Origin of the sequence: Chitinophaga sp., assembly GCF_036569185.1 — a bacterium.
GTDB lineage: Bacteria > Bacteroidota > Bacteroidia > Chitinophagales > Chitinophagaceae > Chitinophaga.
On the sequence record NZ_DATCRD010000188.1, the window covers coordinates 1 to 22,412 of the forward strand.

At 47.0% G+C, this 22,412-nt stretch carries 17 protein-coding genes; 5 read left to right on the top strand and 12 right to left on the bottom strand.

The window, feature by feature from the left end; all coding sequences use genetic code 11:
• Positions 1-1,326, bottom strand: a 1,326-nt coding sequence (locus VIM72_RS14485; RefSeq protein WP_332003537.1) for a SusC/RagA family TonB-linked outer membrane protein, incomplete at its 3' end; no start/stop codon positions are given.
• Positions 1,327-1,382: 56 nt separating this feature from the next.
• Positions 1,383-2,531, bottom strand: coding sequence for a FecR family protein (locus tag VIM72_RS14490; RefSeq protein ID WP_332003538.1), 1,149 nt, complete (start codon positions 2,529-2,531; stop codon positions 1,383-1,385).
• A 190-nt stretch (positions 2,532-2,721) separates the two neighbouring features.
• Between VIM72_RS14490 and VIM72_RS14495 the strand changes: the two genes are divergently transcribed.
• The gene (locus VIM72_RS14495) at positions 2,722-3,324 is read left to right on the top strand and encodes an RNA polymerase sigma factor (protein ID WP_332003539.1); all 603 of its coding nucleotides are present in this window, start codon (positions 2,722-2,724) and stop codon (positions 3,322-3,324) included.
• Positions 3,325-3,439: 115 nt separating this feature from the next.
• On the opposite strand, the gene VIM72_RS14500 is transcribed toward VIM72_RS14495, so the two are convergent.
• From VIM72_RS14500 to VIM72_RS32400, 8 genes are all read right to left on the bottom strand, one after another.
• The gene (locus VIM72_RS14500; protein WP_332003540.1) at positions 3,440-5,017 is read right to left on the bottom strand and encodes a RagB/SusD family nutrient uptake outer membrane protein; all 1,578 of its coding nucleotides are present in this window, start codon (positions 5,015-5,017) and stop codon (positions 3,440-3,442) included.
• Between the two features lie 18 nt (positions 5,018-5,035).
• A complete protein-coding gene (locus VIM72_RS14505) occupies positions 5,036-8,362 on the bottom strand; it encodes a TonB-dependent receptor (protein WP_332003541.1) in 3,327 nt (1,108 codons plus the stop codon).
• A 260-nt stretch (positions 8,363-8,622) separates the two neighbouring features.
• The gene (locus tag VIM72_RS14510; RefSeq protein ID WP_332003542.1) at positions 8,623-9,822 is read right to left on the bottom strand and encodes a FecR family protein; all 1,200 of its coding nucleotides are present in this window, start codon (positions 9,820-9,822) and stop codon (positions 8,623-8,625) included.
• 122 nt (positions 9,823-9,944) lie between these two features.
• Positions 9,945-10,544 (bottom strand): sigma-70 family RNA polymerase sigma factor, encoded by a 600-nt coding sequence (locus tag VIM72_RS14515; RefSeq protein WP_332003543.1) that lies wholly within the window; start codon positions 10,542-10,544, stop codon positions 9,945-9,947.
• Positions 10,545-10,766: 222 nt separating this feature from the next.
• Entirely contained in the window at positions 10,767-12,305 is a 1,539-nt protein-coding gene (locus tag VIM72_RS14520) for a DHA2 family efflux MFS transporter permease subunit (protein ID WP_332003544.1), read from the bottom strand.
• A gap of 45 nt (positions 12,306-12,350) precedes the next feature.
• A complete protein-coding gene (locus VIM72_RS14525) occupies positions 12,351-13,088 on the bottom strand; it encodes an SDR family oxidoreductase (protein ID WP_332003545.1) in 738 nt (245 codons plus the stop codon).
• A 53-nt stretch (positions 13,089-13,141) separates the two neighbouring features.
• Positions 13,142-13,726 carry a TetR/AcrR family transcriptional regulator gene (locus VIM72_RS14530; RefSeq protein ID WP_332003546.1) on the bottom strand — a complete coding sequence of 195 codons (585 nt, stop codon included), beginning with the start codon at positions 13,724-13,726 and terminating at the stop codon, positions 13,142-13,144.
• Positions 13,719-13,940, bottom strand: a complete 222-nt coding sequence (locus tag VIM72_RS32400; RefSeq protein ID WP_414648993.1) for a hypothetical protein — start codon at positions 13,938-13,940, stop codon at positions 13,719-13,721. The genes VIM72_RS14530 and VIM72_RS32400 overlap by 8 nt, the downstream gene beginning before the upstream one ends.
• A 403-nt stretch (positions 13,941-14,343) precedes the next feature.
• Here VIM72_RS32400 and VIM72_RS14540 point away from each other — a divergent pair, with 403 nt between their 5' ends.
• From VIM72_RS14540 to VIM72_RS14555, 4 genes are all read left to right on the top strand, one after another.
• Entirely contained in the window at positions 14,344-15,627 is a 1,284-nt protein-coding gene (locus tag VIM72_RS14540) for an NAD(P)/FAD-dependent oxidoreductase (protein ID WP_332003547.1), read from the top strand.
• Between the two features lie 83 nt (positions 15,628-15,710).
• Positions 15,711-16,658 carry a serine hydrolase domain-containing protein gene (locus VIM72_RS14545; protein WP_332003552.1) on the top strand — a complete coding sequence of 316 codons (948 nt, stop codon included), beginning with the start codon at positions 15,711-15,713 and terminating at the stop codon, positions 16,656-16,658.
• A gap of 37 nt (positions 16,659-16,695) precedes the next feature.
• Complete coding sequence (locus tag VIM72_RS14550) at positions 16,696-17,772, top strand: hypothetical protein (RefSeq protein ID WP_332003548.1); 1,077 nt, start codon at positions 16,696-16,698, stop codon at positions 17,770-17,772.
• 188 nt (positions 17,773-17,960) lie between these two features.
• Complete coding sequence (locus VIM72_RS14555) at positions 17,961-19,142, top strand: epoxide hydrolase family protein (protein ID WP_332003549.1); 1,182 nt, start codon at positions 17,961-17,963, stop codon at positions 19,140-19,142.
• 75 nt (positions 19,143-19,217) lie between these two features.
• Here VIM72_RS14555 and VIM72_RS14560 read toward each other — a convergent pair whose 3' ends face one another.
• Both VIM72_RS14560 and VIM72_RS14565 read right to left on the bottom strand, forming a co-directional pair.
• The gene (locus VIM72_RS14560) at positions 19,218-20,720 is read right to left on the bottom strand and encodes a RagB/SusD family nutrient uptake outer membrane protein (protein ID WP_332003550.1); all 1,503 of its coding nucleotides are present in this window, start codon (positions 20,718-20,720) and stop codon (positions 19,218-19,220) included.
• Between the two features lie 27 nt (positions 20,721-20,747).
• Positions 20,748-22,412 (bottom strand): SusC/RagA family TonB-linked outer membrane protein (locus VIM72_RS14565; RefSeq protein ID WP_332003551.1); only part of this gene is annotated, 1,665 nt, incomplete at its 5' end.

The window sequence follows — 22,412 nt, forward strand, 5'->3', positions numbered from 1 at the left end:
GCCCGTAATAAGACCGCCTTGTTTCAGGAAGCCGTAGGAGAGGTAGTAATTGATATTATTGGCGCCCCCGGAAAGGTTCAGTGTATGGCTTTGCTGCGGGGCTGATGATTTGTATATTTCTTTCAGCCAGTTGGTGTTGGCGTAGTAATTCGGGTCGCTGCCGTTTTTTGCAATGTCAATCTGTTCCTGTGTATACGTAGGATTGTTGCCGGCATTTACTTTTGCTTCGTTCAGCAGTGTCATATAATCCACTGAACCAAGAAAAGTGGGCAATGCAGTAGGCGTTTGTACGCCAAAGTAATTGGTATAAGTTAAAGAGGGCTTACCGCTTTTACCTTTTTTAGTAGTAACCAGGATAACACCGTTGGCCCCACGTACTCCATAAATAGAAGAAGAGGCGGCATCTTTAAGCACAGATATGTTCTCAATATCGTCCTGGTTGAGGATATTGAGGTTGCCGCCGGGAATACCATCCACCACTACTAACGGGCCGGCATCATTGAGCGTGCCTATACCACGGATGCGGATCTTATTTTCGTCGGACCCTCCGGGGATAGCGGTGGCATTTACTACCGTAACGCCGGCCATCTGGCCCTGCAGCGCCGATACCGCGGAAGTTGCCGGGCGGCCTTTGAAATCATCGCTGCTCACCATGCTTACCGCACCGGTAAGATTCGCTTTCTTCTGCGTGCCATAACCTACCACTACTACTGCATCCAGGCCTACTGTAGAGGGTTTCAGATGGATGTTGTAGTCTTGTTTGGGGCCTGCCGTAATAATGATCTCTTCATATCCCAGCATTTTTACAGAAAGCTTTTCACCTGCATTCACGGCAATTTTAAATTCGCCTTTGTCGTTGGTAATAGCGCCTTTGTTGCTGCTCAGGTTCAATATCCTGGCTCCGGGAACAGGAACGCCTTTTTCATCTGTTACGATGCCGGTTATTTCTTCTGCCGGGGTAGTCGTCACTGTTTGTCTTTTTACAACAATTGTATTTTTGTTGATGGTATAGGTGAACGGTTGTCCTTCGAAACACTTGTTCAGCGCTTCTTCCAGGGAGGCGTTCACCAGGGTGAATGTTACCGGCCGGGCTTCCGCCAGCATCTCTGTGTTTAAAAGAAAATTGTACCCGGTTTGTTTTTTTATCTCCTGAAAAACTTCCCTTAACGGCGCCTGTTTTTCAGAAAGAGTAACTCTTTGTGCATAGGTAACCGCGCTTACCTGCAGGGAAAGAAAAATAATCAGGGAGCAGGATAGCTTAGTAAGCCTGAGTGCTTCCCATGAAAGTTCACCTGCCTTTTTCAAGGCATGAGCATTACGCTTCATAAATAAAGTTTAGTTTACGAATTATTGACCTGGCCGATATGTTTGTGGATGATAGGTTACTGAATGACAGTTATTTTTTCTGCTTCTACTTTAAATTGTACGGTTCCTGTTAATGCCAGCATATTTAATACCTCTGTAACATTTTTGAAGCGGGAGATACTACCCATAAAAGATAATTTCTTTGTGCCACTGCTATATTGTATATCCACGTTGTACCAACGGGAAATTTTACGCATGATGGAGGTGAGGTCTTCATCATTAAAAACAAAATAACCGTTCTTCCATGACATGGCCTGTTCTATATCTGCTTTGTTCACCTTAAAGTTTTTGTTGCCGGTGAATACGCCTTCCTGTCCGGGTTTTAGTATCACTTCTCCTGCGTGATCATTCCGCAGTTTTACTTTTCCTTCCAGCAACGTGGTGTTGATACTGGTTTCATCTTCATAGGCCATTACATTAAACTGGGTGCCCAGCACTTCTACCTGCATTCCTTTTACTTTTACAATAAAGGGTTGCTGTTGGTTGTGCGCTACTTCAAAATAGGCTTCCCCTTCCAGTTCCACTATTCTTTCCCTGCCTGTGAACCGGGTGGGGAAGCGCAGTTTGCTGGCGGCATTCAGCCATATCCTGCTGCCATCGGGTAAAGTAAGATGGTATTGCCCGCCCCGTGGAATAGCCAGGGTATTAAATCCCGGAGGGGAAGCTGCGGGCGTTTGATCTGCCAGCTGGTAAACCAGTTGCCCGTTGCCGGATTTGTTCACTGTTGTATTGCCTTGTGCGGCTATTTTTCCTTCCGTGGCTTTGTTAAGATCCACTTTGGAACCATCGTCAAGTATAAGCACTGCCTTGTTGCCGCCGGGAGCAATGTCGTGCCGCAAAGTATCCGCATCGGCGGAAACTACTGCCAGCGGCTTGCTTCGGTGGAACAGCCGGTTGTCCAGGTACAGGAAACCGGATGCCACTATCAGCAATATTGCCGCTGCGGCCGCTACTGCTTTCCAGGGAAACAACCGCTTCACTTTTTCTTCCTGCGAAATACTTGCAGAAAGCCGGTTGTATATTTTTTCCTGTATTGCTTCGTCGGTTTCGGCGTCGTCGGAAAAACAAAAGTCGTCCTCATACTGCTGCAGCCTGGCCAGTTCGTCAGGGCTGCAATCCCCTCTCAGGGACCTTTCATACAGGACAAGGTATTCTTCTTTTGTCATCGCAATCGGTTCATTTACTCTATAGAGACAAATATTTTTTCCAACACACACACTTTTTAAAAAAAAGAGTATTTTGTCGGGAGAGAAGACGCGGAATCAGGTGTCGTCCCGACAATCAACCAGGATCAATTCCTATATATTTCATGTTAATTTAACACGCAGGTAATTTTATTTTATCAATTTTTGTGGCATGATTAGGTGGGATGCTAACACAGCAGATGCTGATTTATGGCTTGCAGTCAGAAACGGTGAAAAAACAGCCTATAACCTGTTATTTAACCGTTATTGGGGCAAGATGTATCAAACGGCCAATAAGATGCTGGATGATGCGGCAGCCAGTGAAACAATTGTGCACGATGTATTTCTTACATTATGGCTGAAGAGAGAGGAACTGCAGATTATTCATTTCCGTAACTATATTATTTCCGCTACCCGTTACCACGTATACCGCGTTTTAAAGTCAAAAAAAGCATTCCAGGTAGTAGCAACAGAAGAATATATGGCAGCTGTTGGGAATGCTGCCGAAGAAAAGATCCAGGAGCAGTCTTTCCGCCGGCAACTGCATGCTTCTCTCAGTAGCCTGCCCAAACGCAGCAAGGAAATTTTCCTGCTAAGCCGTGAAGAGCAACTCAGCAACCAGGAAATCGCGGAGCGTTTGAATATCTCCAAAAGAAGCGTGGAAAACCAGATCACCTACGCGTTGCGGCATCTCCGGCTTTATCTCAAGCAGTTATTGATGGCGGGCATTATGCTGATCGGTATAGAAAGTTGTGTGTATTTTTTTATTTGCTGAACGGGTGGTGATTTTTTCCGGGCTGGCAAATAAGAGATACAAGTAAACTTATGTGCAAAAAAAATCCCGCTCGTCTTTCAACTCGCGGGACCTTTTCTTGATTGTTACAGTTGTATTAATACCCTGGGTTTTGAGTCAGGTTCTTGTTAACGTCTCTTTCTGCCTGTGGCACCGGCCAGAGATAATCCCTGTTTTCAACAAAGGTGCGTTGCTCTACCGTGATATGATCGCCGCTGAGAGTGAGCTTACCATTGGCAGGATCCACCTTGCCCAGTCTTGCTCCATATACGGTACCGGATCTAACGGCAGTACCTATTTTCCAGCGTTGAATATCGTACCAGCGTAATCCTTCCAGTGCCAGCTCCACCCTGCGTTCCCGCCTTACCAGGGTGCGCATTTTATCAACGCTGTTATATACGCTCCTGTCTACTACCGGCATACCTGCCCGGGTTCTGATGGCATCTATGGCATCATATACCGTATTGTCGATCACACCTGATTCAATCTGCGCTTCGGCGTATGTGAGCAGGATTTCCGCGTAGCGGATCACGATCATATTCAGACCGGTGTTCCACATATCCGTATAGTCGGCGAGGTTAGCGGTGAACTTCTTGGGGATATAAGCTGTTTTGGAATTGTTATCCCCGTTATAATAATCGCCGGAGGTGCTTTCTATGGAGTTGTAGTACTTACCCATATAAAGCTGACCGGGGCATACAATAGTAGCGGTTAAGCGTGGGTCCCTGTTGTTGTACGGATCATTTTCGGCATAGCCGGAAGCGGGATCGTCAATGGTTTTCCCGTTCTTCATTTCATAGGCGTCTACGAGCGACTGTGTAGGATCCAGTGATCCCCAGCCACCGAAGGAAGAAGAAGGCATTACGCCAATGTCTGCATTGGGATAATCGTTCTCTTTGTATTGCACATCAAGGATTACTTCCTTATTGTTTTCATTCTGGATGCGGAAAAGATCCTGGTAACTGGGGTATAACCCATAACCCAGCGCCATTACTTTTTTACAGTCGGCAATACATGCGGCGTAGTTTTTATCATACAGTTCCAACCGGGCTTTCAGGGAAAGCGCGGCGCCCTGTGTGATACGGCCAACATCGCTGCCTGAGTAAGACACCGGCAGGGTAGGTGCAATGGCTGTTAGTTCGTCGAGCACAAATTTGCGTACTTCGGTAGCCGCTGTCCTGGAAATGGTATTGGCTTCTTCAGTGGTTACCGTGTTTTTAACCAGTGGCACATCTCCGTAAAGCTGGGTCAGGGTAAAATACTGGTAGGCTCTGAGGAAACGGGCTTCACTCTTAAATTGTGTCTTTAAAGTTTCGTCCATTGGTGTTTTGTCTACGTTTTCCAGGAACCAGTTGCATTTCTGGATGGAAGTATAGCTCCAGCGCTTGGAAGCATTGGTATTGGCGGGCGTAATGCTGCCATTGCCATAATCCGTATAGCCTTCCCAGTAGTACTGGCTGTACATGTTATCGCTTACAGCGTCCATATATAGCAGGGTGTAATCGCCTTCCCAGTCTTTGTAACAGCCGTTCAGCGCCGCCTGGGCATCGCTTTGTGATTTCCAGAGGGATTCGTTGCTATAGGCATCCGATGGTTGCCGGTCCAGGAAATCTTTGTTGCACGCCGATTGCAGCGCAGCAGAGAAGAGTATTATATAGAGAATATTCCTTTTCATGATGTTGATTGCTTTTTGTTAAAAACTAACATTTACGCCAAACGTGTGCACTTTCACCTGTGGATAGTAGTAGATACTGCTGGTAATGGATGCTTCAGGATCTATCCATTTATACAGCCCGTCGAAGGTGAGTATATTCTGACCGCTATAGTAGAAACGTACTTTACTAAGACCAATTCTTTTTATCACTCTTTCCGGCAGTGTATAACCTACCTGCAGGTTTTTAAGCCGCAGATAAGATCCGTCTTTTACCCAGAAGGAAGAAGGCGTACCACTGGGATCGTTCTGCGTAAATCCGCTCCAGATGCGTGGTAAAGCAGCGGAAGTGTTTTCCGGTGTCCAGGTATCCAGCAAAGCAGAAGTGGGTTTACCTGCGGAAGAACTTACAGTGCCCAGTTTACCGGCATCGATGTATGTTTTCACACCGGCAGCGCCCTGCAGGAAAATATTGAGATCAAAATTTTTCCAGGAGCCGCCCAGGTTTACGCCAAAGGTTACCTTGGGGAAATAGTTGCCCAGGTATACTTTATCGGCGCTGTTAATGGTATCGTTACCGTCCTTGTCTTTATATTTCAGATCGCCTGGCGCCGTCCTGTTAGTTTGGAAAGGAGATTTGGCTACTTCATCGGCCGATTGAAAAATGCCGTCTGCTTCATATCCATACAGGGAGTTGATCGGGTAACCCACCTGTTTGAAGGTGTAGCCGTCAATAATTGGTCCTGTGCCATGGAGGTCGGTTACTTCATTTTTGATAAAGGCTGCATTCACGGAGGCGTTGTATTTAAATTCACCCGCGTTGCCTGCATAGCTGAGTGAAAATTCCCAGCCTTTGTTGAGCACTGATCCCGCGTTTTGAACAGGCGCATTCAAACCATATACTGCGCCAACCGGAACAGACAACAGGATATCGGAAGTAAGCTTATGGAAATAATCTGCGGTGAAGTTCAGGTTTCCATCCAGGAAGCCTGCATCAAGCCCTATACTTGTTTCTGTGGTCGCTTCCCATTTGATGTTTTCGTTAGCTCCGTTGACTGGTGCTACACCTGCAGCAATAGCAGCGGCTGTACCGCCAAAAGTATAGTTCTGGCTACCGTTAATGGTGGCAATATATGGATAGTAGGGATAGGTGGGGTAATTGGTATCATCAAATCCTGTGATATTCTGATTACCCAGCTGGCCCCATGAGCCCCTTATTTTAAGATTGGATACATATTTCTTTAAAGGCTCAAAGAAATCTTCCCTGTCCAGGTTCCAGCCTGCGGAGAAGGAGGGGAACAGGCCCCACCTGTTGTCTGGAGAGAAACGGGAGGAACCATCATAACGCAGGTTCGCTTCAAACAGGTATTTGCCGTCGAAGTCATAGTTTAACCGGCCAAAATATGACTGGAGCGCCAGCTGATAAGAGTAGCCGGTAGTTTTCTGTCCATCTGTTGAACCAAGGTTCACATCGGTAAGCTGGTTGTTCAGGAAGCCTTTCCGGTAGCCGTCATCAAAGCTGAACTTGGTTAGCTCCTGGGAGTAACCGCCCAGTATTTTGAAATTATGTTTATTGAAAGATTTGGTGTAATCCAGTAATGCCTGCTGTGTAACGGTATTGGCAAAGGTGTTCTGATCTGTTACAGAGGTTGGCCCCTGGTAAAATGTTTTGTTACCAGCTGCATCATAATACTGCTGGTCGGCAATGAACTTTTTGTTATGACTGATCTTCATCACATAGGCGAGGGAAGGCTTGAAGTGAAGCCCTTTCACAATTTCCCAGTCTGCGCCTACATTACCTACCAGGTCGTAGTTATTATATTTACCCAGGCTGTTTCCTTCCAGCCATGCCATGGGGCTACCATCAGAAATATAACCGTAATAGCCATTTTCATATTTGTAGGGAATAGTAGGGGAGATGCGGTTGATCTGCCTTACCAGCTGTGTGAAATCGCTGGTGTAAGGGTTGCTGGGCTCATTTCTGCCGGAAGAAGTAAAGGCGATGTTACCGATCACTTTTACTTTCTCATTAATCTGGGAAGTGATGTTCAGCCTGCTGGTGTAGCGTTTTGCATTTGTCTTTTCCATAAGGCCGTTCTGGTCAAATAAACCCAGGGAGAAAGCATATTGTGTATTGTCGCTGCCACCGGAAACACCTACATAATGGTTCTGCTGTAAACCATTGCCCTGGTAGAACAGGTCGAGCCAGTCGGTATTGGGATAGTTGAACGGATCTGAGCCATCTTTAAACTTCTGGATCTCTGCGTCTGTCCAACGGGCAGTTTTTCCTTCATTGCTCAGCGCCTGGTTGTATAAAGTGGCGGCCTGCCAGGAAGGTAAAAAGTCGGGTAAGCCTGTGGCTTTCTGTTTACCAACATATCCGTTGTATACCACCTGTGGCGGCCCTTTACGGCCTTGTTTGGTGGTGATGAGAATAACGCCGTTGGCTGCACGTGAACCGTAAATAGCGGCAGATGCCGCGTCTTTCAGTACCGACATGGTGGCGATATCGTCCGGGTTAATATTATTAAGCCCGCTCAGGTTGGTCACTACGCCATCTATCACAATAACCGGGTCGGCGTTGTTTAAGGTACCAATCCCCCTGATACGGATCTTGGCAGCATCGTTTCCGGGCTGGCCGCTATTGGCTGCTGTAACGGTGATGCCCGGCATAGTGCCCTGCAAGGCGTTGCCCAGGCTGGTTACCGGCCGGTTGGTCAGTTGCTCTGTGCCGATAGAGGTAACGGAACCGGTGAGGTTTGCTTTTTTCTGTGTGCCGTAACCCACTACCACAAATTGTTTCAGCGCGCTTACATCGGGAGCCAGTGAAATATTGATCACTGTTTTTCCGCCCACTGGAACTTCTTTGGTGATATAGCCGATACTGGTTACCACCAATACTGCGTTATCAGGCACGTTTGCCAGTTGGAAGGTACCATCCGGGCCGGAAATTGCGCCTTTCTGAGTTCCTTTTATTACAATGGAAACACCGGGAATAGCCGCTCCGGCATCATCTGTCACCTTCCCGGTAACAGCCGGAGGCGGCGGTGTAGCTGCCGGTGCAGCTGCAGGTTTTTCATTCTTTGTAATGAAAATAGTATTGCCCTGGATCTCGAAGCTGAGCGGCTGCTTTTGCAATACCGCTTCCATGGCTGCCTGCAGCGATGCGTTCTTTATGTTCACCGAAACGGGAGTACTGTTTTTCAGATCCTCCTTGTCGTAAAAGAAAACATAACCCGTTTGCGCCTTGATCACGTTCAGCGCTTTCTGGAGACTCACCTCTCTGGCGGAGTAAGTCACCGTTTGGGCGCTGCCCGCTGCACTTACCTGTAGGGCAGCAATGAGCAGCATAAATGAAGTTAGCTTCATAACTAACAGTGTTTTGGTTGAGAGCTCCGCAAATTTCCAATATCTGCGGGTACCGGAATTACAAATAGCCTTAAGTTGCATACTTTTGCAATGTTTGGTTGAATTAATAAATAATGTTTACCGACTTGTTTGTTGATGAAATTGAACAGCAGCCGGGGTAGGACGCCAATCTCAGCCCCGGTTTTTCATTCAATGCGCATAATGCGCCGTTGGCAATAACTTTGATTTTTTCATTGTTCAGATTTTTTCATTGTTCATAACTATGGCTGGATAACGATCCGGTTACCATTCTCGATCCTGTATTTGATACGTGTTTTTGTAAGCCCTTTTAATACCTGCGACAAAGTGAGGTTCCGGCCTATTTCCCCGGTAAATACCCTTTGGGGAATCCTGCCTTCATATGTTACTTCCACATTGTACCAGCGCGATAACTGCCGCATTACGGTGGGAAGGTCTGCATCGTTAAAAGAAAAGAAACCTGCTTTCCAGGCCATTACTTCGGAAATATCGGCATGGTCCACTACCTGTATAGAAGTCCCGTTTGCCTTTACCCTGGCCTGTTGCCCGGGCCTGAGCTGCTGTTGCTGCTGTGAAGCGCTTACCCTCACAGCGCCTTCCAGCAAAGTGGTATTGATGCTGGCTTCGTCTTTATATGCGTTGATATTAAAATGTGTGCCCAGTACGTCCACCGTGGTATTGCCTGCCTTTACCCGGAAAGGCATTTTTTCATTTTTTGCCACTTCAAAATAGGCTTCACCGGTAACGGTTACACTTCTTTCATTGCCGGTAAAGGCAGTAGGATAGCTGATAGAAGAAGCGGCATTCAGCCATACGCCGGTGCCGTCCGGTAGAATCAGCTGGTATTGCCCGCCCGGCGGGGTGCTCATGGTGTTATACAGTATTTTCCCGTCCTGGCTGCCGGAGCCACTGTAGGCCAGCTGCCCATTGCCCAGCTTGGTGATCCGGGTATTGCCCTGCCGGGCCAGTACGCCGTTACCGGCACTGTCAAGTGTGATCTGGCTACCGTCGGAAAGGGTAAGCACCGCCCTGTTACCGCCCGGCGCCACATCCTTTACAGGTGCAGTGGCCGCCATATCCGGGCGGGTTGTTTGTTTGGATAAATAATAAGCGCCTGCTGTTAAGAGGATCATACAGGCGGCTGCCCACCAGTAGCGCTGCAGGAAATAGATACGGTTCTTAACTGGTAACACTGCAGGCTGCCTTGAAGTATGATCGGCATCCAGTATTTCTTTTACGGCCTGCTGCCAGTAGGCGTGGTCGTAATCCGTATTGGTGGCGCTTTCTGCGGTGCCGGCGCCATGCCAGGTATCCAGCAGCTTCACTATTTCCCCCTGCTCATCATCGCTGATCAGCTGTAACAGTTCCCTGTACTCCGCAGCAGTGGCCTGGCGTAGCCGTACCTGTTCCAATAAGTATGTAAGTCTTTCTGATGTGGACAACGGCCTCGTTTTAAAGCATTCGGAATTCAGTTGATTTAGCGCGGAGCTGCCTGGTTACAGCAAGCCCCTTGCTTATACGTACCGTTAGGAGTCAAATAGTACCTATGTCTTTCGTAAAAAAATTAAAAAAAATATAAAACACCCCAACCGAGGAGGATCATAGGAAGGATGATACCTTTACCGGTAAGGTATTCCCGGATGGATCTGAGAGAACGGACCAGTGAATTTTTAACTGTTTGAGGAGAGAGCTGCAGCTCGCTGGCAATTTCAGCAATTTTAAGCCCCTTTTCGCGGCTGAGCAGGTAGATCTTCTGCGCCTGGGGCGGCAATTGGAGGATGGCCTGTTTTACCAGCAGCGCAGTTTCTGAGAAAGCAATATTTTCTTCGGTAAAATTAGCATGAGCGGTACTTTCCTGAGTGATGACCCGGCTGGCCTTATCGCGTACCCCCTGTTTTTGTAGCCAGCTGTAACAGCGGTGATACACCATTTTGAAGATCCAGTTGTGGGGAACTATTACTTCCGGCAGCTTTTCACGGCTCAACCAGATGCCCAGGAATATTTCCTGTATAATATCTTTTTCGGGGCCTTCAACCTGTATGATGCGGGCAATTACAGGTTTGATCTTCGGAACATACAGGTGGAACAATGCTTCAAAGGCAGATTCATCCCCCTCCGCAATCCGGTGGAAAAGTGCAGTTTCATGTCCTGTGTCATTATTCATCCGTTAAATCCAGTTCCCCTTAAAATTAAATATCAGACAATCGCTGTTCATCTGGTGATAAAATAGATGAACAGCCCGGTGTAATCGATAAAGATGCAGGTCGCAAAATACGAAAAATCGGGGTATGCCTGCGGTATCCTGCTACTGCTCCACTTTTTAGGCGGTAATAGCCGGTTGAAGGAACTATGAAAAAAAGGGATTTATTTAAGAGAAGATAAAACATCAGTGATCCATTACGATCACATTGGCTGTTTTTTTCTTTTTTGCAGATGCCATTAACAGTAAAGGCAACGCCGCAAGAAAAATAAGACCTACCAGCAGGAAGGCATCGCTGAAGCTCAGCAGCGTGGTTTGTTTTATGACAGCGCTATCCAGCAGCTTCAGCGCCTTATGATGTGCATCAGTGGCAGTAGCGCCTTTGCTGGCAAAGTAATGGGCGTAGCTGTTTAGCCGGTTTGCCACAGCGGGATTATCGGTAGTGAGATTGCTTACCAGGTCCATCCGGTGCTGCGCATTCCGGTTGGCCAGGTAGGTATTCACCATAGCAATACCAAATGAGCCGCCCAGTTGCCGCATCATATTATTTAAGGCGGCTCCCTGGGGGATATCTGCCGGCGCAAGGGAAGACACCGCCAGCGTGGTAAGCGGTACCGTTACCAACGCAAGCCCTACGCCCCGCCAGATGAGGGAAGTGGTAATGGTAGCAGCGCCCGCATCCTGGTTGAGGGCCGACATCTGCCAGCTGAAAAGAATGAACAGGCCCATTCCCGCCACAATAAGGAACACGGGCGATACCCCGCGCTGCAGCAGGCGGGCGGAGATGATCAGGCCGCCTATGGCCAGGCAGGCGCCGGGCAACAACAACAGGCCCGTTTGCAGCGGTGTGAAGTTGAGCAGCCGTTGTGCAAATACCGGCGTAAGGAATACGGAACTGAAAATACCCATGCCGGAAACAAACGTGAGGATCGCGGCAATGCTCAGGTTCCTGCTTTTCAACACGCGGAGGTTTACCACGGGGTCTTTGATCCGCAGCTCCCACCACACAAATACCAGGAGGGCAAAACCGGCAATGACAGATAACCACGTAATATAAGCCGCTTCAAACCAGTCGTCGGTTTCACCCCTTTCCAGCACTGTTTGCAATGCGCTCACCCCTACAGCCAGGAGGAGGATCCCGGTCCAGTCGATCCGCTTGCCCGGCGGCGCCTGATCCGGCTCTTTCAGCAGTATATAACAGAGTGAAGCCACTGTGATACCTATTGGTACATTGATGTAAAAGATCCAGGGCCAGGAATAAAATTCTGTGATATAACCACCTAATGTTGGGCCTATAGTGGGACCAATAAAAACGCCTACGCCAAAAAGTGCACTGGCTACGTTCTGTTTTTCTTTGGGAAATAATTCAAAAATGATCACCTGCGATACCGATAGCAGTGCGCCGCCGCCAATCCCCTGCAGGAAACGGAATATCACCAGTACCCAGATGTTGGCGGCCTGTCCGCACATCAATGAAAAAAAAGTAAAAGCCACTATAGAGCCTATATAATAATTGCGGCGGCCGAGTTTTGCTGCCAGGAACCCCGTAATGGGAATGATGATCACATTGGCAATGGCGTAGGCAGTAATGACCCAGGAAGTGTCTTCCAGCGTAGCGCCCAGGTTGCCGCTCATGTGTGATAAGGCTACGTTTACAATGGAGGTATCTATCAGTTCCATGATAGCCGCTGTGATCACCGCCAGGATCAGTACTGTACGTTTCATTGCCAATATTTAATATACCAATTGGTATATTTGTGTATAAAATTTTTAATTCTCCCTGCTGTTCATTGCCTGCAGCGCTGCAGCTGCCGAAGTACGTGATAACTGGTAGATCTGTTCTGTATCGCCTACACGGATTTCATATTCATTATTGCTGAGTGCAGCAAGGAGCTCAGTTGCTACCTGGGCCGGCGGGATGCCGTTGGCGCCACCTATTTCCTGGGAGAAGTCGGTGTTTACCAGGGGAGGCATCAGTTCAAAGATGTGCAGTTTTGGAAATGTAACGCGCATGGATTGCGTATAGGAGCGCAGGGCGGCTTTGGAAGCGGAGTAGGTAGCGATCCGCGCGCCGGGCGCAAAAGCCACAATGGAAGTAACATTCACAATGGCGGCTTCCGGTTGACTGTTAAGCTGCGGCAGCAATTTCTCCGTAAGACGCAGCACGGCAAAAAAATTGGTATCCATTTCTTCCACCGCTTTTCCTGCTGCATTGGCGGTTTCCGATAGTTCATAAGAAAAAGCCCGGCCTGCATTGTTGATCAGGATATTTAAAGACGGGTATTGTTCCCGCAGGGTGGTTACCAGCTGGGCTACTGCTTTATCGCTGGTTACATCGCTTACAATGCCTTTTACGCCGGGCAGCTGCTGAACGGCCTTTTCCAGGCGGGCGGCATCCCTGCCGGTAATAATCACCTGGTTACCCTGCCTGGATAATTGCCTGGCTATTTCGAATCCGATACCTGCGCTGCCGCCGGTAATAAGTACAGTGTTTCCTGTTGTTTTCATTTTGTTTTGTTTTTTATATACCGATCGGTATATTTATTAAGAAAAAAATTGACTTATAATTCGTTGATCATTTTTTCCACGGACTGCATAATACTGTTACGGTAATTCATTTTGCCGGTTAGCTTGGCAATCATGATACAGCCTTCAATGGTGGCAATCATCGTAAGCGCCACCTGCTCTGTGTTCACATCTTCACTGAATTCTCCCGTAGCGATGCCTTTGTCGATCAGGCGGGTAATGATCCCCTTCCAGGCAATGATCGCATCCGCAGCTTTCTGTTTCAGTAAAGGATGAGTATCGTCTGCTTCGATGGCTGTATTCAGGATAGGGCATCCGCCTGCAGGAAACGGGTGTTTCAGGAAGTTTTCATATACATGCACATATACCAGCAGTTTATCCCTGCAGGTATCTTTTTTATCCATTTCCTGCCGGATGATATTGCCTACCTTTTTCAGGTTATAATCAAAACAGGCCAGGGCCACTTCGTCTTTATTGGCGAAATTGCCATAAATGCTGCCTTTTGTTAACCCGGTAGCATTGGTCATGTCGTTCAGGGAAGTGCCGGTGTAGCCCTTCTCATTAAAAACAGGGGCCGTCATCTCCACAATAAACTGTTTTGTTTTTTCTGCCTTATTCATAACCCTCTTTCTTTTGACGGTACAAAAATATACCATTCGGTACAAAATGAAAAATATATTTTGGGGAGAAGGGGAAGCCGTTGGATAACAGGGCGTTATCGCCAATGCCGCGCAGCACATGCCACTCGCCAGCCACATTTAGTCCACCAACGGAAGGGGGCATCAGGCTGTACTTGTCAAAAAAAGACGGATCGTCGTATTTATTTTCCTTCATAACCGCGAATGTAAGAAGAATGCGGAAGGGAATGATTTCAACATAATTATTCTCCGGCTTGCAGCCGGGCAGGAGGGGAAGGTACTAAAGAGCCCACCTTTTTCCCAAGCGCATTTAATGTGCAATTTATCCAGAGAATGAGGCGCAGTGTCAACAGCTTTTTCCTGTTCCTCCCTACCACGGAGGAGGAAAAGTGTTTTTTATTTTTTAATCATCAAAGTGACAATTAATTATCCGGGCACATGAGTGCACCATGCACCCCTAAAGGAACCTGCCTTCCGTGAAGCAGGCGGAACAAATCATCTTCCAAAACTGTTATCTGCCATAAACAGGTATAAAGAAGAGCCGGCTGGCAATACGGCAACAAAATTGCCTTTGATTTTTTTACAACAAAGATCATATTATGAAACATATTGTTGTTATCGGCGGCGGGTTTGCAGGAATTAACCTGGTAAAGGAACTGGCCCGTAAAGAAGAATTTATGGTTACGTTGGTAGACCGGAATAATTATAATTATTTTCCCCCGCTGGTATACCAGGTATCTATGGCGTTCCTGGACCCCACGGATATCAGTTACCCGTTCCGGAAATTGCTGCGTAAGAATAAAAATGCCCGTTTCGTGATCGGCGAACTCCTGAAGGTAGTACCGGAAGAAAAAAAAGTGGTGCTTTCCACTACCACCCTTCAATACGATTACCTGGTACTGGCTTATGGCACCGCTACCAATTACTTCGGGATGGAGAATGTGCAACGTAATGCAAAGCCCATGAAAACAGTGAACGATGCGCTGGAGCTTCGGAACCACTTCCTGCAAGTCATGGAAAAGGCAGCGCTCACCACCGACCCGGAAGAGAGAACAAAGCTGCTTACCATTGTTGTGGTGGGTGGCGGGCCCACCGGTGTGGAAGTATCCGGTTTGCTGGCAGAGCTGAAAAAGGAGGTGGTGCCGAAAGATTATCCGGAGATAGCCGGTAAAGGATATGAATCGCATATTTACCTGGTAGATGGTATCCAGAAAGTACTGGCCGCTATGAGTGAACAGTCGCAACAGGATGCATACAACGCCCTTATCAAAATGGGAGTGGAAATAAAGCTGGGCATGCAGGTAAAGGATTATGTAAACGACACGGTGATCTTTACCAACGGGGAAACCATTGCTACCAAAACAGTAGTGTGGGCGGCAGGTGTAACAGCTCCTGCCATAGAAGGCATTCCTGCGGAATGCTATGGCCGGGGAAAAAGGCTGCTGGTAGATGAATTTAATGAGATAAAGGGCCTGAAAGATGTTTTTGCGGTAGGTGATATCAGTCTGCAAACCACTGATCCTGCGTTTCCCAACGGACATCCCCAGCTGGCCCAGGTGGCTATCCAGCAAGGCACGCGACTGGGAGAAAATTTTGTAGCGCTTGCAAGATCCCGGGCCCGTAAGCCTTTCCGTTATTTTGATAAAGGCAACATGGCCATTATAGGCCGCAATAAAGCAGTAGCAGATATTCCCAGGCCCAGGCTTCACTTCAAAGGATTTATCGCCTGGTTTATCTGGCTGTTTATTCACCTTACTTTCCTGGTGAGTTATGGCAACCGTTTCAAAACATTGTATAACTGGGTGGTGGCTTACTTTACAAAAGACCAGTCGCTCCGCTTAATATTAAGGCCGCTGAAAAAGGATGATATTATGGTGGGATAAGGATCAATATATTTTTTTTATTTGCCCAGCTTCCCCGTATCGATTCAATTGCCGGCAGCAGCCGTTTTAATGGAACCATTCTTATTGAAAATAAATCAGGCGTAATTTACCACAAGAGTTTCGGCCTGGCTAACTACCAGTTTAAGATCCCTAATACCATCGACACAAAATATAAAATTGCTTCCATTACAAAGCTGTTCACATCTGTGCTGATCATGCAGCTGTTTGAGCAGGGTAAACTGGATGTTAACAAACCTATCATCGATTATCTGCCGGATTATAAAGGAGAAGGCGGCAGTAAAATAACTATACATCAGCTGCTGAACCATACATCCGGGTTGGCTAATATAGACACGGTAACATCTGTGGAAAGCGCGGTGAAAAACGGTATCGCCGTATACCAGCATCCCTGTACCACAGAGGAGCTTTTAAACCGCTATTGCAGCGGTAAGCCAGTGAATGTTCCGGGTAAGGTATTCGATTATAATAACGCGGATTATATTGTATTGGGAAAGATCATTGAGAAGATCTGTAACAAGACCTATGAACAGGTGTTAACGGAAAATATCCTGCAACCTCTGGGTATGCAACAATCCGGGTTAGTGTACCAGCGGGATATCATTACAGGCCTGGCAGATACTTATTTTTTCCGGGATGACCTGGATAAACTGGTACCCGATTTACCAGTATATATGGAAAACTGGTATGCCGCCGGCGCTATGTATTCCACTGCCGGCGACCTGCTGCGCTTTTCACATGCGCTCTTCGGACATCAACTTCTTAAGCAGTCGTCTTTAAACCGGATGTTTGTTCCTGGTTTGGATGAATATGGTTATGGGGTATGGGTATATAAAGATTATGATATCAATAAGAAGAATTACACCATTGTAAAGCGGCCAGGCCGTATCATGGGGGCACAGAGCATGTTATTCCATATCCTCGGAGAAAACACTACCATTCTTATATTAAGCAACACCGGGACTACCAGCCTGGACGACCTGGCCGCGAAAATTGCCCCGGAAATTATTTGAGCTATATGCTTAACTTGCCGGTTAATCTACCCGGATAATGAATATAACACCCATATATACACGAAAATACGGAATAGAAAATACGATCGTGACGGCTGCCTTGTCGGCCCCGGATGAATATGTAATACTGTTGAGCTCCGGCGATGTGATCCGGCAAAAGATGAATGCTTCGGAAGGGGAATACCTGTTCTCTGTGCAAAGCAGCCTGGGATACCGGGATGGCGGCTTTGATATCAGCGCTCCTTCTACCATTTATACGTTAGATGATATTGTGGTAGTGGTGAACGATTATAAAACACATGGCTATGTTCACTATCCCGGGAAGTACCCGGCGCTTCATTTATGGAGGAACGATTATTATGCAAGTATATCCCGTTATCCTGTTGCGCTGTTCCGCGACCCACAGCATATCCCGTATATCATTTATGCAACCGCCTGGAATTGTGTGCATATCATGAACCTGGACACAAGGCAGATAGTTACCGCTACCAAATCGCTGATAGAGGAACTGGCCGAAGAAAAGCACCTGGAGTTTTATAAGACGCATGAAGAAACCACCAAATTACCGTGGCCATCGTCGTATGATTACTTTTACGGAGAGCTCCGCATGTCGCCCGATGGGAGTAAATTCCTGAGCGCCGGCTGGGGCTGGGGCTCCTGCGACCTGTATCACATTTACGACATCGCGCATTTTATTAGCAGTAACCGGATTGCGCATAAACGTATCAATGGCTGGGAGCATAATAACAGGGGAGTTTGCTGGGTAGATGATAATACAGTAGCCGTAACTTATCATCCTTATTCAGATGAGGAAGACGACGCCATTAAAGAGGCCCCGGGAGAGATTCATTTTTATAACGTAGCCGGCCCTACGCCGGAGATAATAAAGAAAATTAAACTTGCAGACGTAAGTATACTAAACACCAACCTGCATTATAGTAAACAGTTACAGGCTTTCATTGCATTCTCTGATACGCTTGGAGTGATGGTTTTCTCGCCCGAAGGGAACATCCTTTTCCATGATCCCAACCTGAAAATAGGCGGGTATAATGCCGCTGCAAACCTGCTGATACAAACCGCTGAAAATACCCTTACTATTTGTCAAATTGGTTGACGGAAATAAAAGGCGAATTTATGTAAAGTAGCCACCATAAAGGATTTTGTACAATGCTATCTGATATATGTCGTACTGTTTTTCCCTGTTCTTTTAAGGCCTGAATTATTTATTTTTGAAAGCCGGTTTACAACTGACATACAGCTGTCACAACCCGTTCAGATATTTGTTTCATCAAATAAAAAACTATGAAACAGATCATTCTTTTTTTAACGATAGCTGTTATAACAGTATCTGCCATTGGACAACCTAAAACAAAAACCTATATGTACACTGTAAAGCCCTTTAAAATTGACGTACAGCAAACTGTACTCGACGATCTCCAAACCCGGCTCCGTCAAACCCGCTGGCCCGATGCCCCGGATAACATTGGCTGGAAATATGGCACAGACCCCGTATTTCTCAAAAGCCTTGTTGCCTATTGGCAAAATGGTTACGACTGGCGTAAACAGGAAGCTGCTCTCAACGCTATCCCGCAGTTCACAGTAGAAATAGACGGGACAACCCTTCACTTCCAGCACATCAAAAGTAAAAACCCAAATGCCAGGCCTTTGTTGCTCCTGCATGGCTGGCCGGACTGCTTTTACCGCTATCACAAAGTGATCCCTTTATTAACAGGAGATTACGACATCGTGGTGCCTTCCCTTCCGGGTTTCGGTTTCTCCAGTCATGAAGCTATGACGGATGATGGCTCTGCTAAAACCATTGCAACGCTGATGAAAGATGTACTTGGCTACAAAAGCTTCCTGGTAGCCGGCGGAGATGTAGGCAGCAACATTGCAAGGTCTATCGCTAATCTTTATCCTGAAAATGTGGCCGCTGTTCACCTGTCGGATGTGGGGTATCCCAACGGTTCGGAAGACTGGAGCACCATGTCAAAAGCTGAGCAGGAATTCGGTCAGTTTATACAGCAGTGGTGGTTCAGCGAAGGCGCATACGCCATGCTCCACGCCACCAAACCACAAACGCAGGCCTATGGCTTAAATGATTCCCCGGTAGGTCTTGCTTCCTGGATCACCGAAAAGTTCAAAGGCTGGAGCACACCGGATGGTACTATTGAAGATCACTTCACCAAAGATGAACTGCTTACCAATATTATGATCTACTGGGTGAGCCAAACCATCAACTCATCTATGCGCACTTATGCAGTTGGCGCTTTTCAACAACTGGCTTCCGGCCAGAAGGTGAATACGCCTACCGGCGTAGCCATATTCCCCGGCGATGCACCTACTCCTAAGGAATGGGCTGAAAGAAGAGTAAACCTGAAACAGTTTACAGTGATGCAGAAAGGCGGGCACTTTGCAGCGCTGGAATTGCCGGAACTGTGGGCAAAGGAAGTAGATGGGTTTTTTAAGAGTAATGTAAAATAGGAGTACATCTTTTATTTAAAGAAAAAGGGCTAACCATTTCGGCTAGCCCTTTTCTGCACAATGAACGCTCACACATCAATACCCTTTTGTTGGCACCAGGTTAGGGTTATTCCTCAACTCCGTACTTGGTATCGGGAATAAAAGTTCCCGCTCTGTTATAACCGGGCCATAGGAAAACTTATGCCCTACGTAATTATCAAAGCCCTTTGTTTTTACGTTAAATGCCTTACGAAGACGTACCATATCAAACCAGGTAACGTTTTCAAAACATAGCTCATACCAGCGTTCCCGCCAGATGGCTTCCCGTAGCTGTTCTTTAGATAACCCTGCTAACGCCGGCAGCTTGGCCCTTGTTCTTACCTCGTTAACCGCATCATACGCTTTTGCACCTGGTCCGCTTACTTCATTGGCAGCTTCTGCATACACAAGCAATATATCGGCATAGCGGATCAACGACCAGTTAAGATCGCTGTTGGCGGTGGTGGTTTGTGCGGCTACGTCAAAAAGCTTGTAGATAAAATATCCGCCCAGGTTCACTTTCAGGTTCCTGTTATCCTGGTTGGTGAACTCCGTGAAAAAGAACTGGCCTTCTTTGGCGCGCAGGTCTGCGGCGTCATAAGATTTTACGAAATCGGCTGTTGCATAAATACCTCCTGTTTCAGCAGAATAGGCAGAGATATTTTTGTTGTAAGGAATAATGAGCGATTGCCAGGTTCCGGGAATCACCTGTGTTTTGTACTGGATCATAAAGATGTTTTCCTCAGTATTTTTCTTCGCCGGGTTATGCAGATCGCCATAAGTATCAAAGAGCTTAAATTGTTTTGAATCCAGTACCTCTGCTGCCTTTTTTGCTGCCAGGTCAAAATACTGGTTTCCTTTTTGTAAAGGGTAACCGGCCATGGTGAGGTATACCTTTGCCAACAGTGATTTTACAGCGCCCAGGCTTACTTTGCCACTGGCATCTTTCCAGGGCAACCCGGAGTTTTCCGCGGTGGTTAAATCTTCCACAATCAGTTTATAAACATCTTCCGGAGCCGCCTGTTTGGGCCTTAACTGCTCCGACTTCAAATCAACAGGCTCGGTAATTAAAGGAATATTGCCAAACATCTGCACCAGGTTGAAATAGTACCAGGCCCGCAGAAAACGGGCTTCGCCCAGCAGGCTTTTAGCTTCTGCCGCATCCATGGAAATGCCCGGTATTTTGGCTATGGAGAGGTTCGCATTGCTGATGCCCTTATAATAATTCCTCCAGTAATTTTCCCCGTAAGCGTTATCCGCTGTATTGTGCAGGTCTTTTATAAAATAACTGTTAACCGCCTGCCCCAGATCGGTAGCAGCCAGCCCGGTAGCAAATTCTGTCATGGTCCAGGCGGCGCCGTTAAAATCACCGATCATAGGTTCCCGTAAACTCGCATAGATGGCGTTTACAGAGCTTCTCGCATGTTCGGGCTTTGTGAAATAGGTGTCTTCTGTATAGTTGCTGGGATCCGTTTCATCTAAAAATTTCCGGCAACCGGTTATGAATAATGTACCGGTTGTTAACACCAGCAATCCGTATTTTATGATTGTTGCTTTCATGATTTTTCGTTTAAAGTTGGTACTATGTTATAATCCTACGTTCAATCCCAGCATAAATACCCGTGGCTTTGGATAATCATATAAATTCAGGCCCTGGTCGAAAGGCGAGCTGGAGTTGGACACTTCAGGATCGTACCCTTTATATTTAGTGACCAGGAAGAAGTTTTGCACGGAAGCATATACCCTCAGGCGACTGAGCTTTAATGCAGAAACTGTACTTGATGGAAATACATAGGCCAGCAACAAATTACGGCCACGGATAAACGATCCGTCGGTTACTTTGTGGCTGTCGTTATTGGTGGTGTAATAGGCGTTAATAGGCCGTATCTGTGCGATAGGCGTATTCTGGTTTGTTTCCGTCCACGCATTGAGCACGGTTTTATAACTGTTGGCAATACCCTGCCTGTCTTCAGCAGAATGTATACTTCTGTCCAGCACATCGTTGCCATACATAAACTGCAGGTCTACCGTGAGCGACCATGCTTTATATTGAAAGGTGTTCAGGAAGGTGCCATATCCATCGGGTATACCTCTGCCGATAATCACCCTGTCTAAATCGTTGATGATGCCATCGTTATTGATATCTTTATATTTTACATCGCCGGGCAGCATATTGTATTTCTTTGCTTCATCAGCCTCCTTGCTTCCCCAGGTGCCGAGATGCACTCTTCCGAAGAAAGAACCTACAGGTTCGCCCACCCTGATGATGCCGTTGCCGGAGGCGATATCTCCATTGGCCAGGGCAAGCACCTTGTTCTTATTCACAGAAATGTTGAAGGTGGTGCTCCAGGAGAAATTATCTGTTTGAATATTGGTGGAGTTAAGACCGATCTCAAATCCCTTGTTTTCCATACTGCCCACATTGGAGAAAATTTTATCACGCCCGCTGGTGTAGGGTAGTGGTGCATCTAACAACATACCGTCCACTTTCCTGCGGTACAGGTCCACTTCCAGGTTCAGCCTGTTGGAGAATAAACCCAGTTCAAGCCCGAAGTCCACCTGTTTGGTTTTTTCCCATTGTAAACCCGGGTTGGCAATACGGTCAATGCCCACACCGGAATTACGTGCCCCGTTAAAAATCACACTGTAATTTCCCATGCCTGCAAGCGCCCTGTAGGCGGGTATTTCAGAATTGCCGGTAGCGCCGTAACTGGCGCGTATCTTTAAATTGGATATGGCGGTAAGGCTCTTCATAAAATCTTCTTCTGTGACTCTCCAGGCAAGGGCCGCGGAAGGAAAGAAAGCAAACTGGTTATCACTACCGAATTTAGAAGAACCATCCATACGGCCGGTAAAGGTGACTAAGTATTTATTGCGGAAACCATAATTGATACGGCCAAAATAGGAATTCAACCCGTTGGCTGTTCCTACAGAAGAAGGGGGCTGGGGACTGGACCCTGCACCAAGATTGTAATACCTGTAGTAGGAATCGGTAAAGCCTTCTGTGCTGGCCTGGTTCTCAAAACGGTCAATATGCTGCCAGGACACCCCTGCCATAGCGTTTAAGCTATGTACTTTTGAAAACTGCCTGTTGTAGGTAAGATAGTTCTCAAACTGCCAGGAGTTGTACCTGTTATTGTTGACGAAAGCATTGCCGTTGTCTGAAATATACTGCATTCCTTTTGCCGCAAAATAATCTTCCCTTTGGTTAATGATATTCACACCCAGGGTTGATTTCAGTTCCAGGCCCGG

Coding starts and splice junctions, on each gene's coding strand:
- VIM72_RS14530 (WP_332003546.1), bottom strand. CDS start 13,726: ATGAATAAGGCAGAAAAAACAAAACAGTTTATTGTGGAGATGACGGCC.
- VIM72_RS14495 (WP_332003539.1), top strand. CDS start 2,722: ATGATTAGGTGGGATGCTAACACAGCAGATGCTGATTTATGGCTTGCA.
- VIM72_RS32400 (WP_414648993.1), bottom strand. CDS start 13,940: ATGAAGGAAAATAAATACGACGATCCGTCTTTTTTTGACAAGTACAGC.
- VIM72_RS14525 (WP_332003545.1), bottom strand. CDS start 13,088: ATGAAAACAACAGGAAACACTGTACTTATTACCGGCGGCAGCGCAGGT.
- VIM72_RS14490 (WP_332003538.1), bottom strand. CDS start 2,531: ATGACAAAAGAAGAATACCTTGTCCTGTATGAAAGGTCCCTGAGAGGG.
- VIM72_RS14550 (WP_332003548.1), top strand. CDS start 16,696: ATGAATATAACACCCATATATACACGAAAATACGGAATAGAAAATACG.
- VIM72_RS14540 (WP_332003547.1), top strand. CDS start 14,344: ATGAAACATATTGTTGTTATCGGCGGCGGGTTTGCAGGAATTAACCTG.
- VIM72_RS14500 (WP_332003540.1), bottom strand. CDS start 5,017: ATGAAAAGGAATATTCTCTATATAATACTCTTCTCTGCTGCGCTGCAA.
- VIM72_RS14505 (WP_332003541.1), bottom strand. CDS start 8,362: ATGAAGCTAACTTCATTTATGCTGCTCATTGCTGCCCTACAGGTAAGT.
- VIM72_RS14520 (WP_332003544.1), bottom strand. CDS start 12,305: ATGAAACGTACAGTACTGATCCTGGCGGTGATCACAGCGGCTATCATG.
- VIM72_RS14555 (WP_332003549.1), top strand. CDS start 17,961: ATGAAACAGATCATTCTTTTTTTAACGATAGCTGTTATAACAGTATCT.
- VIM72_RS14560 (WP_332003550.1), bottom strand. CDS start 20,720: ATGAAAGCAACAATCATAAAATACGGATTGCTGGTGTTAACAACCGGT.
- VIM72_RS14515 (WP_332003543.1), bottom strand. CDS start 10,544: ATGAATAATGACACAGGACATGAAACTGCACTTTTCCACCGGATTGCG.